This is a genomic window from Mesorhizobium sp. M1143 (assembly GCF_040318435.1).
Classification (GTDB): Bacteria; Pseudomonadota; Alphaproteobacteria; order Rhizobiales; family Rhizobiaceae; genus Mesorhizobium.
The window spans coordinates 1-15103 of the sequence record NZ_JAMYMJ010000060.1 but is presented as its reverse complement, the minus strand read 5'-3'; the positions used below and the strand labels follow the sequence as shown (position 1 = coordinate 15103).

The following is a 15103-nucleotide window of genomic DNA, read 5'->3' as shown; positions in this document are numbered from 1 at the left end:
TTAGTCGTCATGGCCGCATCGTGATCGCGGCCATCGAAGGAATCTCCGAAGCGCTGGATTCGCCGAGCGCAGCCCGCGCCATGGTCAGAACCGACAGCCCGGTATTGACCGAGAAGGCATTCACCATGACCCTGCCAATTCCCATGGCGGCAAGCCGCTGTTCGTGCTTTTCCCGATATCGGTTCGCCGCAGCAGCGTCCTCGAACAGGTAGATGCCCCCAGCCTGCGCGGTCTCGCGGTCTTCCAGCCAGATCTTCCAAATGAGCCCGTCCTCGTTGGCGATGTCATTGGCTAGCTCTTGCGAGGCTTGCGCCAATTCCTCTCCCCAAGGCCCAGGGAAAGGAAAGCGAAACAGCAGTGCGGCCGGCGTGTCCGAACGCCTCTCACCGCGATCGCGGGGGACGGGTTTCCGATCGATCCCGGTCTGAAGTTTATTCATGATCTCTTTCCTTTTCTGGGCTCGATTATGAGATGGCCTTGGCAACCCAACCATGGCCTGAAGGAGAACCGACCTCGTTTTCACGGCTCCATTCGGTGTGGATCGTCTGCCTTAGAAGGCAACCTAACTTGACGCGGCGCCGCAACGCCGGCGAGGGAGCCGTCAACAGCATGCTTTCGCCGCAGGCCCGGAGGCATTCGACATCGAACGGCAAGGAGGTTCCGCACATGGCTTAGTCTCCTTGCCTTGTGTTCGGAGCACCGACACGGTCCAGAAAAGCGTCGACCACCGGCGCCACGGTGTCGACATCGAGGAAGGCGGTGACATGGTTCTTGCCCGCGAGCGGCAGAAACTCGCCGCCCGCCAGTTCCGCGAAATTCCGGACGGGCTCGCAACGGGGATCGAGCGTGCCGCTGATTGCCAGCACCGGTATCCCCAGCCCCGCGAAGGCCGCCGAGAAATCTGGCCTGTCCTTGGCAAGGCTTGCTTGAACAGCTGTGAGATCGTTGGCCCGGATCCGCCGGCTTGCGGCCTGCGAAAGGTCGGGGGCCAGTTGCGTCAAGAAGGCGAGCCAAGCTTCGAAGTCATTCCTGAGCGTCGCTCGAAGGGAGGCGAGATCCTCCGCGAACGGATGCGCGCCATTGACGATCAGCGCGCTGACGCGGTCCGGGTGGTAGAGAGCCGCGGCCAGCGCGACCACGCCGCCCATTGAATGTCCCATCAGCGCAGCATGCCGGACACCGGCACGGTCGAGCACGGCAACGACATCTGCTGCCCGCCTGAGGCCGGAATAGGCGATCGGGTCGTGAGGCTTTCCGCTCCGGCCATGGCCGCGGCAATCGATGAGGATCAGCCGACGCCCGCGCCGCAGCAGCTGGTCGACGTAACCCGCCTCGTGCCAGGACTCGCTGCTTTCGGTCACGCCATGCAGCAGCACGAGCGGCTCGCCGCGACCCAGGTCCTCGTAAGCGATAGAGATGCCGTCCATGGCAACAGCCTCGGACCTACAATGGTGAGGGAGAGTATTGACCAGTGACATTTCTCGCTCCAGGGGAGCCTTCGGGTCGGGCCCAATCGGCCTGACTTCGTGGGGATTGATAGAAGGCCGGCGTCCCCTCAACGTCCTCTCAATGTCCTTGGGCGGCCGCATACGGATCGATGGAGCGGTTGGAACTCCGACTTCTGAGTTTTCCTGAGTTCCGTCTGAACGGGCGGCGCGTGGAACTTGCCTTGCGCAAGGCAGCTCTTCCTCTACCTCGCCGAGGCCAGCGGGCCTGTGGCGCGCGAGGTCGCAGCCACGCTTCTGTGGCCCGAGACCGAGGAGGAAGCCGCACGGGCGCGCCTTCGGCGTACGCTGTACAAAATCCGCATCGCGTTCGGCAGCGAAGGATTACGGTGGATTGCGGTGACAGTGCACTATTTTCTCTTTCGCCACCCGTAAGGGCACGCAGCACATGGCGAAGAAGATCAGTGCCACCGGCGGCCTATTAGGCCTTGAACGGCTCGAATGTGACGTTGGCGACGGCGTTGGAGGTCCTGACCAATGATTGAGGGTTGCCATTCATGGATGCGCTCAGCTCCCGTCGGACGACATAGCGCCGAGCAGCCTGCGAATATCGCCGAACCTGGCGATCGAGCCGAACACCAGTGCCGCCACCGCGACGAAGAACACCGACACCGAAGCCATGGTCGGCGTGTAGCCATAGCGCAGCGCGTTGAAGATCTTGATCGGCAGCGTCTCGGTGGTGAAGCCGATCGTCATGTAGGCGACGATGTATTCGTTGAGCGACAAGACGAAGGCGAAGGCGTAGCCCGAGACGAGGTAGGGCAGGATCAACGGCAGCACCACGGTCTTCAGCACCGTGCGGTCGTCGGCGCCCATGGTGGCGGCGGCCTCTACCAGCGAGCGGTCGATCGAGGCAAAGCCCAGCGACAGCGTCACCAGCGGCAGCGTCACGAAGAAGATAGCGTGGCTGATGATGGCGGTGAAGAACTGGCCGAACAGCCCGACCGTCGCCCAGAAGGAGAGGAAGCCGAGCGCGGTGATGACCGGCGGCAGGATGAAGGGGGCAAGCCCCAGCACCTGGAAGATGTTCGCCCATGGCGCGATGCGCCGCCACAGGAACCAGGCCAGGGGCAGCGCGACCGCCACGGCAATGGCTGCCGAGCAGACGGCCAGCGTCACCGAATGGATCAGCGCCAGCCGCCATTCCGGATCGGTGAAGATCTGGGCGTACCAGGCGAGCGAGAAGCCGACCGGGGGGAAGCTGAGCTCCTGCCGCGAATTCACCGACACGCCGGCGACGACGATCAGCGGCGCCGCCAGAAACAAAGCGACGATGGTGAAATAGACACGGCGCAGCAAGGTCGCGGTCATAGGGCGTTCTCCCTTCGTCCGACGAGCAGCGTCAGTCCGACCAGCGCCAGCGAGATCAGCACCAGGAACACCGCCATCGCGGCTGCGAACGGCATGTTGGACTGGTAGATCGCCTGGTCGGTGATCAGCACCGACAGCGTCCAGTGTTGCGGGCGTCCCAGAATCTGCGGTAGCAGATAGGAGCCGAGCGCAAAGACGAAGACCATGATCAGCGTCGCCACGATGGTGTTGCGCAGCGCCGGCGCGACGACGTTGAAGAAGGCCCGGATAGGCGAGGCGCCGAGCGTGCGCGCGGCCTCTAACAGAGTCGGATCGAGGCGGACCAAAGCGGGGTAAAGCACCAGGATCGTATAGGGCAGCGCCTGGTAAACCATGCCGGTCAGCACCGCGCCGAAGGTCGGCAGCAGCGCCACCGGCTTGTCCATCAGCCCGATCGCCACGAACAGATTGGTGATGCCCGCCGTGCGCGAAAACAGCGTCGACCAGGCAAAGCCGATGATGACTTCCGACAGCGACAGCACCGACAGCAGGCCGACCAGCCATAGCGTCTGCACGCGGCGCGGCCGGCGGGTCAGGAGGTAGGTGAAGGGGAAGGCGATGGCCACGCAGCAGACGGCGACCAGCACCGCCAGCATCAGTGAAAAGCCGAGCACGCCGCCGAAGAATACCGACAGGAAGCGGGCGTAATTGTCGAACACGAAATCCGGCGTGTAGAAACCGGACGGATTGCGCTTGAAGAAGCTCACGGCGATCATCGTCGAGAACGGCACGACGAAGAAGACGATCAGCATCAGCGCCGGAAAGAACAGCGGCGTGTAGTCGGCTAGCGACTTCGGAGCCTCGCGTCTCATGCGCCGAGCACCACGCAGCTGCCGGGCGGCAGCGTTACGCCGACCTTGGCGCCGACCGGCACGTCATGCCGTTCGCGCGGCGTGGTCACGGCAATGATGCTGGTGCCGCCGACATCGACGAAGGTCTCGATGGTGCCGCCGAGATCGCGAACGAAACTCACCTCGCCGGTAATGGCCGAGCCGCCGGGGCTGCCGAGATGCACATCCTCGGGGCGGACCGATACAGACGCTTTAGTCTGACCCGCCGGCATGGCAAGACCTGGAATGGCTGTGCCCAGAATGGTGGTGCGCCCGGTGCTGTCGATCTCGGCCGGCAGCAGATTGGTGATGCCGATGAAGTCGGCGACGAAGGCGTCGGCCGGCTTGCGGTAGATCTCGATCGGCGGCGCCGCCTGCAGGATCCTGCCGTGGCCCATGACGACGACGAGGTCGGCCATGGTCATGGCTTCGCGCTGGTCGTGGGTGACGACGATGGTGGTGATGCCCAACCGCTGCTGCAACTGGCGCAGTTCCACCTGCATGGCCTCGCGCAGTTTGGCGTCGAGCGCCGACAGCGGCTCGTCGAGCAGGAACAGTTTCGGCGACAGCGCCAAGGCCCGTGCAATTGCCACGCGCTGGCGCTGACCGCCCGACAGTTTGGCCACCGGGCGGTCGGCAAAGCCGGTCAGATGGATGAGGCCTAGCAACTCGTCGACGCGCTTCTTCTGCTCCTCCTTCGAGGCGCCGCGAATGCGCAGCGCATAGGCGATGTTGTCGCCGACAGAGAGATGCGGAAACAGCGCCAGCGACTGGAACACCATGCCGAGATTGCGCTTGTGCGTCGGCAAAGGCGTGATGTCCTCGCCGTCGAGCACGATGGCGCCGCTGGTCGGCTCCTCCAGTCCGGCAATCATGCGCAGCAGCGTGGTCTTGCCGCAGCCCGATGGGCCGAGCAGACACACGAACGTGCCATGCGGCACGTTGAGCTGGACATTGTCGACGGCGGCGAAGTTGCCGAATTTTTTGGTGACGGCGTTGATATCTAGTCCGGACATGCTCATCCCTCTCAGGCTGTGCGCTGGAGCAATTCCAGGAAATGGCCGCCGGAGGAAATCCGGCGGCCGATCAGTTTTCAAGCGGAACGGGCGGCTCAGCCGACGATCAGCTCGGTCCACTTCTGGTTGATCCAGTCGGCCTTCGACGTATAGAGGTCATAGCGCGGGATGATCGGATCGATATCCGACGACACCGCGGCGAACTCTTCCGGCTTGAGGTCGAGCACCTCTTTCTTCAGCGTCGGCGTGGTGCCGACCTTGCGCGACATCAGACCCTGCATCGACGGCTGGCTCATATAGTCGATGAAGGCATGCGCCTCGTCGACCTTGGTCGAGGCGCGCGACAGCACCCAATTGCCGGAGTCCTGGATGCCGCCTTCCTTCGGGAAGGTCGAGCGGACATGGAAGCCGTCGGCGACCGCGAGGCCGGTGACGTCGTGATAATACTGGCCCATCGGGATCTCGCCCGACTTCAGCGCCTGCTCGAACTGCGCCTCGTCGCGATACCACAGCCGGACATTCGGCTTGAGCTCGGCGAGCTTTTCGAACGCCTTGTTCAGTCCGTCCTCGGTGTCGAGCGCATTGGTGCCGCCCATGAAGGTCTTGGCTGTCACTTCGAGCAGGAACGAGTTCGAGGCAAGTGCCAGAAGGCCAAGCTTGTCCTCATTGGCCTTGTCCCACAGCGTCTCCCATGAGGTCGGCGCATCCTTGTAGACATCGGTGTTGGAGACCAGCGTGATCCACCAGGCGACGGCGCCGATGCCGGCGACCCGGCCATCCGGATATTTGTTGACGAAGCGCGGCAAGAGGTCGTTGTAGTGCTTGAACTTCGACGTATCGAGCGGCGTCCATAATTCGGTCGACTGGCCCTTCAGCGTCGAGGTCTGCGACATCATCGAAAGGTCGGCCGGCGCCTGGCCTGCCTTGGACGCCTGTTCGAGCTGCACCAGCCAGGCTTCGCCGGTCGGCTCGGCGACCGATTCCACTGCAATGCCGGTGGCCTTGGTGAAATCTGGGAAGACGTGCTCGTCAAAGGATTTCTTGAAATAGCCGCCGTAGACGCCGACCTTCAGCGACTTGTCCTGCGCGCGCAGGATCGACGGCATGGCGAGCACGCCGGCTGTAGCGAGGCCCGCACCAAGCACGCCGCGCCGTGTCAGGGATTTTCCGATCAGTCTGTTCATCTGGTTTCTCCTCAGTTGATGCCGTTCTATTCCGGCAGGTTCCCTTCACGCACTGTCGCCGCCTGGCGTCAGTGGGCCGCCGCTCGTTGTTCGAGCGTACGGGCGTATTGCGTCAGTGGAAAGCACATGACGAAGAAGATCAGCGCCACCAGCCCGTAGACCTTGAACGGTTCGAAGGTGGCGTTGTTGATGGCGTTGGAGGTTCTGACCAGCTCCTCGAAGCCGATGATCGAGGTCAGCGCCGTCGATTTGATCAACTGCACCAGGAAGCCGACGATCGGCGCCCTTGTGATCGAGAACGCCTGCGGCAGGATGATCAGCCTGAGCTCCTGCAGACGGTGCAGCCCAAGGCTGGCGCCGGCGTCCCACTGCCCGCGCGGCAGCGCATCGACGCCGCTGCGCCAGATCTCGGCCAGATAGGCGCTGGCGAAGAAGGTCAGGCCGAGCACCGCTGCCGTCCATGGCTCGATGCGCAGGCCGAGCATCGGCAGGCCGAAGAACATCAGGAACAGCTGCATCAACAGCGGCGTTCCCTGGAACAGGGCGATGTAGCCGGAAGCGACCCGCTGGCTCCATTTATTCTCTGCGATCCTGAAGAACAGCACGATCAGCCCGACCAGCGCCCCGCCGACAAAGGCGGCCAGCGACAACAGCACCGTCCAGCGGGCGGCGAGCAGCAGATTGCGAACGATGTCCCAGAAGGTGAATTCGATCATGTGACACCTGCCCCCAATACGCGGCGCCCGCCTGTGACCAGCAGCCGGCGCAAGGCCATGGACAGGACGAGGTAGACCAGGGTCACGACGAAATAGGTTTCGAAGGACCGGAAGGTGCGGGCTTGCAGCATGTCGGCCTCATAGGTCAGCTCGCGCACGGCGATCTGCGACACCACGGCCGATTCCAGCATCATGATGACGATCTGGCTGGTCAGCGCCGGGTAGATCACCTTGAGCGCCTGCGGCAGCACGATCTTGATGAAGACCTGGCGCGGTCTCAAGCCCAGTGCAAGCGCTGCTTCCGTCTGTCCGCCGGGCACGGCATCGAGACCGGCGCCGACGATTTCAATGGTGTAGGCCGCCATGTTGAGCGTCATTGCCAGCATGGCGGCCAGGATCGGGTCGAGCCTTATGCCGAGGCTGGGCAGGCCGAAGAAGATGAAGAACAGCTGCACCAGGAACGGCGTGTTGCGCATCACCTCGACATAGACCGCGATGGCGCGCTTCACGAATACCGGGCCGTTGCGCCGGCCGGCAGCGCCCAGGATGCTGAGCAGCGTGCCCACGAGCGTGGTCACGACGATCAACAGGATCGTCGTGGCCGCGCCGCGCGCGATGTCGCCCACAGCACCTGGGAGCCAGGCAAAGGCCACGAGAACTCAATCCTTGAGGTTGTCGGGATTGAGCGGCGTCTTCAGCCAGGCCTTCGAGCTCTCGTCGAGCTTGCCGTCGGCCAGCATCTTGGCAACCGCATCATTGACCGCCGTCTTCAGCCGGTCCTCTTTCTTGTTGAGGCCGATATGCGAAGGCGAGGTCAAAAGCTGGAACTTCTGCTCCGGCTTCAGCGCGTCCTGCTTGGCCAGCACCTGCGCGCCGACATCATTGCCGACCACCATCAGCTGGGTCTGGCCGGAGATGAAGGCCTGGATGACGGAATTGTAGTTGTCGAAGCGCTTGATGTCGGCCGATGACGGCGCCGCTTCGGTCAACGACGTATCCTCGAGCGTGCCGCGATTGACGGCGATCGACTTGTCGGCGAGATCTTCCTTGCCTTTGATCGAAAGCGCTGCCGGACCGATGACGGCGATGTAGTAGGGCGCATAGGCGGCGGCGAAATCGATCACCTCCTCGCGCTCCTTGGAATAGCCGACGCTCATCAGGATATCGACGCGCTTGTCGGTGAGATACGGGATGCGGTTCTGGCCGGTGACGCTGACCAGATTGAGCTTCACCTTAAGTGAATCGGCGATCGCCTGCGCGACGTCGACGTCGTAACCCTTGATGCTCATATCGGCGCTGGCCGAGGAGAAGGGCGGAAAGTCGGAGAAGATGCCGACATTGATGGCGCCGGCCTTGGTGATGTCGTCGACGGCGTCGGCATTGGCCTGGGAGGCGAAGCCGAGGCCGGCGAGCATCAGCGCAGCGGCGATGGTTGATTTCATTTGGATTGTCATTGGTATTCCCCTTCTGGAAGCTTGTTTGTTTTGGAAACGGCCGCCGGCTCCAGCGCGGCGGCCGCCTTTGCATGTGAAATCCGTCAGGCCCCCTTGCCGGTGATCGCCGGGCTGAACACCATCAGGCTCAGGATCTCGAACAGGACCTGGGCGCCGACATGGGCGGTGTTGGTGGTCGCGTCATATTGCGGCGCCACCTCGACGACATCGCCGCCGACAATGTTGAGACCTTTCAAGCCGCGCAGCAGTTCGAGCACCTCGCGCGTCGTCAGGCCGCCTATTTCCGGCGTGCCGGTACCCGGCGCGAAGGCCGGATCGACACTGTCGACGTCGAAGGAAATGTAGGTCGGGCCGTCGCCGACTATTCTGCGCGCCTTCTCGATGATGGCCGGGATGCCGAGACCCGTCACCTCTTCGGCATGCACGACCGTCATGCCGGATTCATAGGTGAACTCCCACAGATACTCCGCCGAGCCGCGGATGCCGATCTGGATAGTGCGGGTCGGGTCGAGCACGCCGTCCAGCACCGCGTTGCGGAACGGTCCGCCATGATGGAACTTGGTCATGTCGAACAGCCCGCTTGTGTCGCAATGGGCGTCGATATGGATCATGCCGACCGGCGCCTTCTTGCCGACCGCCTTCAGGATCGGATGGCTGATCGAGTGGTCGCCGCCGACCGAAAGCGGCAGCACGCCGGCATCGACGATCTGGTTGGTGCGGCGCTCGATGTCTTCGTGGCTGACCTCCAGCCGGTAGCGGCTGCGGAACGGCGTATCGCCGATGTCGGCGACGCGCAGCTCATGCGTCGGCGCGCATTCCAGCACATGATTGTAAGGGCCGATGCGCTCGATGGCGCGCAGCGCCCTTGGCCCGAAGCGCGAGCCGGGCCGGTTGGTGACGCCGAGATCCATCGGCACGCCGATGATCGCCACCTGCAAATCGCCGAAATCCGGATTGTCGGCAGCGATTTCACGGTAGGGCGCGGCGAGGAAGGTCGGGATGCCGGCATAGGGCGCGAGTCGGGTGCCGCTCTTGGAGAAGATCTTGTCGGCGACCTTGCGGAACTTCGGGTCGAACATCTCGCCGCCATGGCTCTCGCCATATTTGCGGCGCAGCGCGTCGAGCTTGCCTCTGTCATAACCCATGTCGGTCTCCTCCTGCCGGGCTGGTGCATGCGGCAGCGTCTGCAAACTGACCATCATCCGGCCGGGTCGCTGTCCCGCTGGCTGCCTGTAGATTTCACGTCATTAATGCTGTTGACCTGCCAAAGTGTCCGGCAGCCGCATTGAAAAATCAATTGATATTGTTACGGTGCTGATTGTGAGAAAATCTCACAGAGTATCCGGTTGCTAATGGCCAAGCGTCTGCCCCCCTTGAATCCCTTGCGCGCCTTCGAGGCGACGGCGCGGCATGCCTCGCTGACCAAGGCGGCGAGTGAGCTCAACGTCACCCACGGCGCGATCAGCCACCAGATCAAGGCGCTCGAGCAATCACTCGGCGTAAAACTGTTCGAACGCACCGGACAGCGGGTAAAGCTCACCCCGCACGGCGCCGAATTGCTGCCGGCGGTCTCGACCGCCTTCGACGGCATCGCCGCCGCCACCCAGCGCATGACCAGGCCAGCCAGCGCCGGTACACTGTCGGTGTCCTGCGTGCCGGCGCTGCTGCTTCTATGGATGACGCCGCGGCTCGGCAGCTTCATGGCGCAATACCCCGACATCAGGCTGACGCTGATCCCGTCCAACGACCCCAAGGACATCCGCGCCCCACAGGTCGATGTCTGCGTGCTCTATGGCGACGGCAGCTGGACCGATTGCTGGATGCGCAAATGGTCGGGCCTCGAACTGTTCCCGGTGGTCAGTCCGACGCTGATCAACAACCGGCCGCTCCGCATCTGCCGGGATCTTGCTGGCCATGTCATCCTGCATGGCGATGATGGCCGCGAATGGCACACCTGGCTGGCCGCCGCCGATGGGCTCGACCTCGAACGTGGCCGCCGCCACCATCTCGGCGACGCCCGTACGGCGATCGAAGCCGCGGTGCACGGACATGGCGTGGCGCTCGGTGATTCCGTCACCGCCAGCATGCTGCTCGCCAGGGGCCTGCTGGTGGCGCCGTTCAGCCTGTCGGTGCCGGCAGTCGACGATTTCTACGTCGTCTGCCGCAACGAGATGCGTTCGGCGCCGATCGTGCAATTGTTCGTCGACTGGCTGTTTGCCGAAAAGGAACAGGCCGACAGCCGGGCCGACGCGCCGGTGGCCGGCCGCATCGGCAGCCGCCGGAAGCGTCCGGCGCTGCGGGTGGTGGGCGCCAAGAGTTGAGGCTGGACCGGAGCGGCTGCTTTTTGTCGGGCCAGCCCGGAAAGCGGGAAGCGCTTTCAAAAATTCAATGCTACTAAGCTCTTGCCAGGCAATTCCAGGAAACGAGTGCGGCGGTTTTCCGTCCGGAATTGCGTAAGACAGACGTGAGCAGCGAAGGCGACGGCAGGACATGGCAAGAACCGATATAGCGCGGCGCGTTTACAACCACACCTGGAAGCTGGACCCGATCGTCCGCAGCCTGCTCGACACCGATTTCTACAAGCTTCTGATGCTGCAGATGATCTGGGGCATGTACCCCAAGGTCGTCGCCACCTTTTCGCTGATCAACCGCACCACCTCGGTGCGCCTGGCCGACGACATCGACGAAGGCGAATTGCGCGACCAGCTCGACCATGCCCGCACGCTGCGCTTCTCCAAGAAGGAGATGATCTGGCTTGGCGGTAACAATTTCTATGGCCGCAAGCAGATCTTCGAGCCGGAATTCCTCGCCTGGCTGGAAGGTTTTCGGCTGCCCGACTACGAGCTGTCCAAGCGCGACGGTCAGTACGAGCTCTCCTTCAGCGGTCCCTGGATGTACACCACCCTGTGGGAAATCCCGGCGCTGGCGATCATCAATGAGCTTCGTTCCCGCGCCGCCATGCGCGCCTTCGGTCCCTTCGCGCTTGACGTGCTCTATGCACGCGCCAAGGGGAAGATGTGGGCCAAGACCGAACGCTTGAAGGCGCTGCCCGGCATCCGCATCTCCGATTTCGGCACCCGCCGCCGCCATTCCTTCCTGTGGCAGCGCTGGTGCGTCGAGGCGCTCAAGGAAGGCATTGGCGAAGCCTTCACCGGCACCTCGAACGTGCTGCTGGCCATGGACAACGACCTCGAAGCGCTCGGCACCAACGCGCATGAATTGCCGATGGTTTTTGCCGCCCTTGCCAAGTCGGAAAAGGAATTGAAGGAATCGCCCTACAAGGTGCTGCAGGACTGGCAGCGCTATTACGGCGGCAACCTGCTGATCGTGCTGCCCGACGCTTTCGGCACCGCATCCTTCCTGCGCGACGCCCCGGACTGGGTCGCCGACTGGACCGGCTTCCGCCCCGACAGCGCGCCGCCGATCGAAGGCGGCGAAAAAATCATCGACTGGTGGCGCGAGAAGGGCAAGGACCCCAGGCAGAAGCTGCTGATCTTCTCCGACGGTCTCGAGGTCGAAACCATCGAGGAGACCTACAGGCACTTCAAGGGCAAGGTGCGCATGTCCTTCGGCTGGGGCACCAACCTCACCAACGATTTCGAAGGCTGCGCGCCGACCGAAACCAACAGCCTGGATGCGATATCGCTGGTCTGCAAGGTGACGGAGGCCAATGGCCGGCCGGCGGTGAAGCTGTCGGACAATCCGGCGAAAGCGACGGGCGACAAGAAGGAGATCGAGCGCTATCTCCGGATTTTTGGGGCGAAGGACCGCGTGGAGCAGCTGGTCAAGGTTTGAGGGTCGGCGGGTGCCTTGCTGGACGAAATGGAAATCGCGATAGCGTGAGTTGCCGCCCACCCCCCTCTGTCCTGCCGGACATCTCCCCCGCAAGGGGGGAGATTGGCAGCATCGAGTACCGCGCCTCTTTCTTTACCCTTGAAAGTTGGCGAAAGCCCCGGCGACATCCAATCTCCCCCCTTGCGGGGGAGATGGCCGGCAGGCCAGAGGGGGGTGTGAAGGATCGCGTCAGGCTGACATATGTCGCCTGCTCCCCCACCCTCACACTCCTCCCCACCCCTGCCTTCGCCCACGCCTCCGACCGCGGCCACGTCCTCCTCCTCCCGACCGGCTACTACATCGCCGGCGGCGCGCTTGCCGTCGCGGTAAGCTTCCTCGTCCTCGCCCTGCTGCCACCCGCAACCCTCGACCGCTTCTGGCGCCGCCGCCTGCCGCTCTTCCCATTCGCCGACACCCCTCGCACAATCATCAGCCTCATCTCCTTTGCCGGTTTCGCAACGCTCATCGCCGCCGGCCTGTTCGGCAGCCGCGATCCGCTCTCCAATCCGCTGCCCCTGACCATCTGGACGCTGCTCTGGGTCGGCCTTGCCATCGCGCAAGGCCTGTTCGGCGATGTCTGGTCGTGGCTGAATCCATGGTATGGCCCGCGGCGGATCGAAAGCCGCCTGTTCAAGTTTCGTGGCCGTGAGGGACAGGAATCGCGTTTGCGTTCATGGCTCGGCTGCTGGCCGGCCGTTATCCTGTTCTTCGCCTTCGCCTGGTTCGAGCTGATCGACCCGGCGCCCGACGACCCGGCGCGGCTTGCCTATGTCGCCGGCCTCTACTGGTTGCTTACCTTCATCGCCATGCTCGCCTTCGGCTACCGCGATTGGAGCCGGCGCGGCGAATTCCTGACGATCTTTTTCGCCATGGTGGCTCGTTTCGCCATCGTCGAGCGCGATGAACACGGCCGCCTCGCTCTCTGCTGGCCCGGCGCAAAACTGCTCGGCGCAGCGCCCCTGCCGGCAAGCGGTATCGCCTTCCTGCTGCTCAGCCTGTCATCGGTGTCCTTCGACGGCCTGTCGAAAACCTTCTTCTGGCTCGGCCTGTTCGGCATCAACCCGCTGGAATATCCCGGCCGCACCGCGCTCATCGGCATAAGCAGCTTTGGCCTCGTGCTGACCTTCGTCTTGCTCGCGGCGGCATTCCTGCTGGCCGTCATACTCGGCCAGCGCCTTGCCGGCAGCCGACATTCCCACGGCGAGGCCGCCGGGCTGCTGGTCTGGTCGATCGTACCGATCGCGCTCGCCTATCATGTCGCGCACTATCTGACGGCGCTGCTGGTCGACGGCCAGTATGCGATCGCCGCTTTGTCCGACCCGTTCGCGCTGGGATGGAACCTGTTCGGCGCCGCCGACATGCAGATCGAGGCCGGCATCGTCGCCGGGGCCCACTCCGCCTGGTGGCTGTGGAACCTGCAGGCCGGCATCATCATCGCCGGGCACATGCTGGCGGTGCTCGTTGCCCATGGACTGGCCTGGCGACTGCACCAGGTGCCATCGCGCGCCGCCCTCAGCCAGTTGCCGCTCACCATGCTGATGATTGCCTACACGATCTTCGGCCTGTGGTTGCTTGCCACGCCGACGGCCGGATGAGACAAGCTGATCCACATGCCTTTGCGGAAAGCCCGCTTGCAAGCTCTGTGCTTTGGTGATTTAGTTTGTACACATGCAATTTCTGCCCCTCCTGCAAGGGAGTGGCCTTGCCTCGTTACAGACAGTCAAAACTCAAAAACAGGGGAACTGCCGTGACTGACAAGAATGGGTTTTTCGATCTCTCCAAATCATCCACCCTTAGCCGCCGCACCGCGCTGAAAGGTCTCGCCGCCGGCGCCGGGCTGACGCTCGCGCCCGGCTTCGTCCGCTACAGCCAGGCGCAGAGTTCGGCGCCAATCAAGATCGGCTTCCAGTCGCACCGCACCGGCATCGGCGCCGCCTATGGCCGCTGGTATGAAAAGACCAGTGCCGCCGCGGTCAAGGCGATCAACGACGCCGGCGGCATCAATGGCCGACCTGTCGAACTGGTGATCGAGGATGACGGCACCGATCCCGGCCGTGGCGCCGAGGTGGTCGGCAAGTTCGCCACCCAGCACAAGACCGACATCGTCTTCGGCACGCTGTTCTCGCATGTGGTGATCGGCTCGGCGCCGGCCGCCGGCGAAAACAAGATCCCGTATTTCGTCGTCAGCGAAGGCCACCACGTCGCTTCGACCAAGCTCAACCGCTACGTCTTCCAGCCTGGCATCACCGATGTGAAGAGCCAGATCCAGTCGATGGCGCCGTGGATCGCGGCCAATGCCGGCAAGAAGGTGACGCAGATCTTCCCCGATTTCGCCTTCGGCTACGACCATCGCGACTACCTGCCGCCGGCGCTGAAGGCGCAAGGCGCCGAGGTCATCGCCCAGATCGCCATCCCGCCGACAGAGTCGTCTTTCACGAAATACTTCCCGCAGATCCCGGCCGAGACCGAAGTCATCTACCATGTCATGGTCGGCCCGGCCGTGCTCACCTTCGTCAAGGAACTCGGCGAGTTCTACGGCTCCAACCGGCCGCAGCTGTTCGGCTTCATCGATTCGCTCGAAGCCACCGACATCAACAGCCCCGGCCTCGAATTTTTGGACGGCAGCCATTTCTGGGAAGGTTCGCCGCGCTATGCGCAGGCCAATGACTCGGCCGCCCAGAAAGCCTACCGCGCCGCTGTCGGCATCGACGACAATGGGGCTGCCGTCGGCGACCCCAAGGACGTCTCCACCGCCGCCCACATGTTCGGCTGCTGGGAGACGCTCTATGTCGTTAAGAAGGCGATGGAAGATGCCGGCTACAAGGGCCCGGAAGACCGCGCCAAGCTGGTCGAGGCGACCGAGGCTCTGACCGAATTCGCCGAAGGCCCGGAGCATCCGCAAGGCCCCAAGACCTTCAACGGCAAGATCCACCAGTGTTTTGGCATCCAGAACATCTCCAAGGTCGAAGGCGGCAAGATGAAGGTCGTCCACAAGACCAAGATCGAGGACGGGCTTTACGAGGCCGAAGGGGATTATACGACGCAGGCGCTGTGAGGCGCCTTACCCTCCCCCTTGTGGGGAGGGTCGGCACGCAAGCTTCGCACTTTTTCGCAGATTTCGCGACGGGGTGGGGGTCGCGACGGGCCGGGGCCACCCCCCCCCCCCCCCCCGGGGCGGGCCCCCCCCCCCCACCGGAGGGGTAGTGGGGCCGGG

The 15103-nt window shown here is 63.5% G+C and carries 14 protein-coding genes; 4 read left to right on the top strand and 10 right to left on the bottom strand.

The features are described from left to right. Nucleotides 1–7 precede the first annotated feature (7 nt). From NKH35_RS27165 to speB, 10 genes are all read right to left on the bottom strand, one after another. Entirely contained in the window at nucleotides 8–439 is a 432-nt protein-coding gene (locus NKH35_RS27165; protein WP_352917000.1) for a monooxygenase, read from the bottom strand. 232 nt (nucleotides 440–671) lie between these two features. Further along, on the bottom strand, nucleotides 672–1478 hold the full coding sequence (locus tag NKH35_RS27160) for an alpha/beta fold hydrolase (RefSeq protein ID WP_197031286.1): 807 nt from the start codon (nucleotides 1476–1478) through the stop codon (nucleotides 672–674). Between the two features lie 534 nt (nucleotides 1479–2012). Beyond that, the gene (locus NKH35_RS27155) at nucleotides 2013–2816 is read right to left on the bottom strand and encodes an ABC transporter permease (RefSeq protein ID WP_023671272.1); all 804 of its coding nucleotides are present in this window, start codon (nucleotides 2814–2816) and stop codon (nucleotides 2013–2015) included. Next, nucleotides 2813–3667, bottom strand: a complete 855-nt coding sequence (locus NKH35_RS27150) for an ABC transporter permease (RefSeq protein ID WP_023695891.1) — start codon at nucleotides 3665–3667, stop codon at nucleotides 2813–2815. Before NKH35_RS27150 ends, NKH35_RS27155 begins: the two co-directional genes overlap by 4 nt. Next, nucleotides 3664–4701 carry an ABC transporter ATP-binding protein gene (locus NKH35_RS27145; RefSeq protein WP_023695892.1) on the bottom strand — a complete coding sequence of 346 codons (1038 nt, stop codon included), beginning with the start codon at nucleotides 4699–4701 and terminating at the stop codon, nucleotides 3664–3666. The genes NKH35_RS27150 and NKH35_RS27145 overlap by 4 nt, the downstream gene beginning before the upstream one ends. 95 nt (nucleotides 4702–4796) lie before the next feature. Continuing rightward, a complete protein-coding gene (locus NKH35_RS27140) occupies nucleotides 4797–5885 on the bottom strand; it encodes an ABC transporter substrate-binding protein (protein ID WP_023671275.1) in 1089 nt (362 codons plus the stop codon). A gap of 68 nt (nucleotides 5886–5953) precedes the next feature. Then, nucleotides 5954–6601: an amino acid ABC transporter permease gene (locus NKH35_RS27135; protein ID WP_023695893.1), complete on the bottom strand. Its 648-nt coding sequence runs from the start codon at nucleotides 6599–6601 to the stop codon at nucleotides 5954–5956. Further along, nucleotides 6598–7254, bottom strand: coding sequence for an amino acid ABC transporter permease (locus tag NKH35_RS27130; protein WP_023671277.1), 657 nt, complete (start codon nucleotides 7252–7254; stop codon nucleotides 6598–6600). Before NKH35_RS27130 ends, NKH35_RS27135 begins: the two co-directional genes overlap by 4 nt. Before the next feature lie 6 nt (nucleotides 7255–7260). Next, complete coding sequence (locus tag NKH35_RS27125; protein ID WP_023695894.1) at nucleotides 7261–8055, bottom strand: transporter substrate-binding domain-containing protein; 795 nt, start codon at nucleotides 8053–8055, stop codon at nucleotides 7261–7263. A gap of 83 nt (nucleotides 8056–8138) precedes the next feature. Beyond that, nucleotides 8139–9200: an agmatinase gene (speB, locus tag NKH35_RS27120; RefSeq protein WP_023695895.1), complete on the bottom strand. Its 1062-nt coding sequence runs from the start codon at nucleotides 9198–9200 to the stop codon at nucleotides 8139–8141. 207 nt (nucleotides 9201–9407) lie between these two features. Between speB and gcvA the strand changes: the two genes are divergently transcribed. The 4 genes from gcvA (at nucleotide 9408) to NKH35_RS27100 (ending at nucleotide 14944) form a co-directional block, all read left to right on the top strand. Then, the gene (gcvA, locus tag NKH35_RS27115) at nucleotides 9408–10376 is read left to right on the top strand and encodes a transcriptional regulator GcvA (protein WP_023671280.1); all 969 of its coding nucleotides are present in this window, start codon (nucleotides 9408–9410) and stop codon (nucleotides 10374–10376) included. 169 nt (nucleotides 10377–10545) lie between these two features. After that, nucleotides 10546–11850 carry a nicotinate phosphoribosyltransferase gene (gene pncB, locus NKH35_RS27110; RefSeq protein WP_352916985.1) on the top strand — a complete coding sequence of 435 codons (1305 nt, stop codon included), beginning with the start codon at nucleotides 10546–10548 and terminating at the stop codon, nucleotides 11848–11850. Nucleotides 11851–12041: 191 nt separating this feature from the next. Further along, a complete protein-coding gene (locus NKH35_RS27105) occupies nucleotides 12042–13484 on the top strand; it encodes a hypothetical protein (RefSeq protein ID WP_352916983.1) in 1443 nt (480 codons plus the stop codon). A 152-nt stretch (nucleotides 13485–13636) separates the two neighbouring features. Further along, nucleotides 13637–14944, top strand: a complete 1308-nt coding sequence (locus NKH35_RS27100; RefSeq protein WP_352740194.1) for an ABC transporter substrate-binding protein — start codon at nucleotides 13637–13639, stop codon at nucleotides 14942–14944. Nucleotides 14945–15103 lie beyond the last annotated feature (159 nt).

Coding starts and splice junctions, on each gene's coding strand:
- NKH35_RS27165 (WP_352917000.1), bottom strand. CDS start 439: ATGAATAAACTTCAGACCGGGATCGATCGGAAACCCGTCCCCCGCGAT.
- NKH35_RS27160 (WP_197031286.1), bottom strand. CDS start 1,478: ATGTCACTGGTCAATACTCTCCCTCACCATTGTAGGTCCGAGGCTGTT.
- NKH35_RS27155 (WP_023671272.1), bottom strand. CDS start 2,816: ATGACCGCGACCTTGCTGCGCCGTGTCTATTTCACCATCGTCGCTTTG.
- NKH35_RS27150 (WP_023695891.1), bottom strand. CDS start 3,667: ATGAGACGCGAGGCTCCGAAGTCGCTAGCCGACTACACGCCGCTGTTC.
- NKH35_RS27145 (WP_023695892.1), bottom strand. CDS start 4,701: ATGTCCGGACTAGATATCAACGCCGTCACCAAAAAATTCGGCAACTTC.
- NKH35_RS27140 (WP_023671275.1), bottom strand. CDS start 5,885: ATGAACAGACTGATCGGAAAATCCCTGACACGGCGCGGCGTGCTTGGT.
- NKH35_RS27135 (WP_023695893.1), bottom strand. CDS start 6,601: ATGATCGAATTCACCTTCTGGGACATCGTTCGCAATCTGCTGCTCGCC.
- NKH35_RS27125 (WP_023695894.1), bottom strand. CDS start 8,055: ATGACAATCCAAATGAAATCAACCATCGCCGCTGCGCTGATGCTCGCC.
- speB (WP_023695895.1), bottom strand. CDS start 9,200: ATGGGTTATGACAGAGGCAAGCTCGACGCGCTGCGCCGCAAATATGGC.
- gcvA (WP_023671280.1), top strand. CDS start 9,408: ATGGCCAAGCGTCTGCCCCCCTTGAATCCCTTGCGCGCCTTCGAGGCG.
- pncB (WP_352916985.1), top strand. CDS start 10,546: ATGGCAAGAACCGATATAGCGCGGCGCGTTTACAACCACACCTGGAAG.
- NKH35_RS27105 (WP_352916983.1), top strand. CDS start 12,042: ATGGCCGGCAGGCCAGAGGGGGGTGTGAAGGATCGCGTCAGGCTGACA.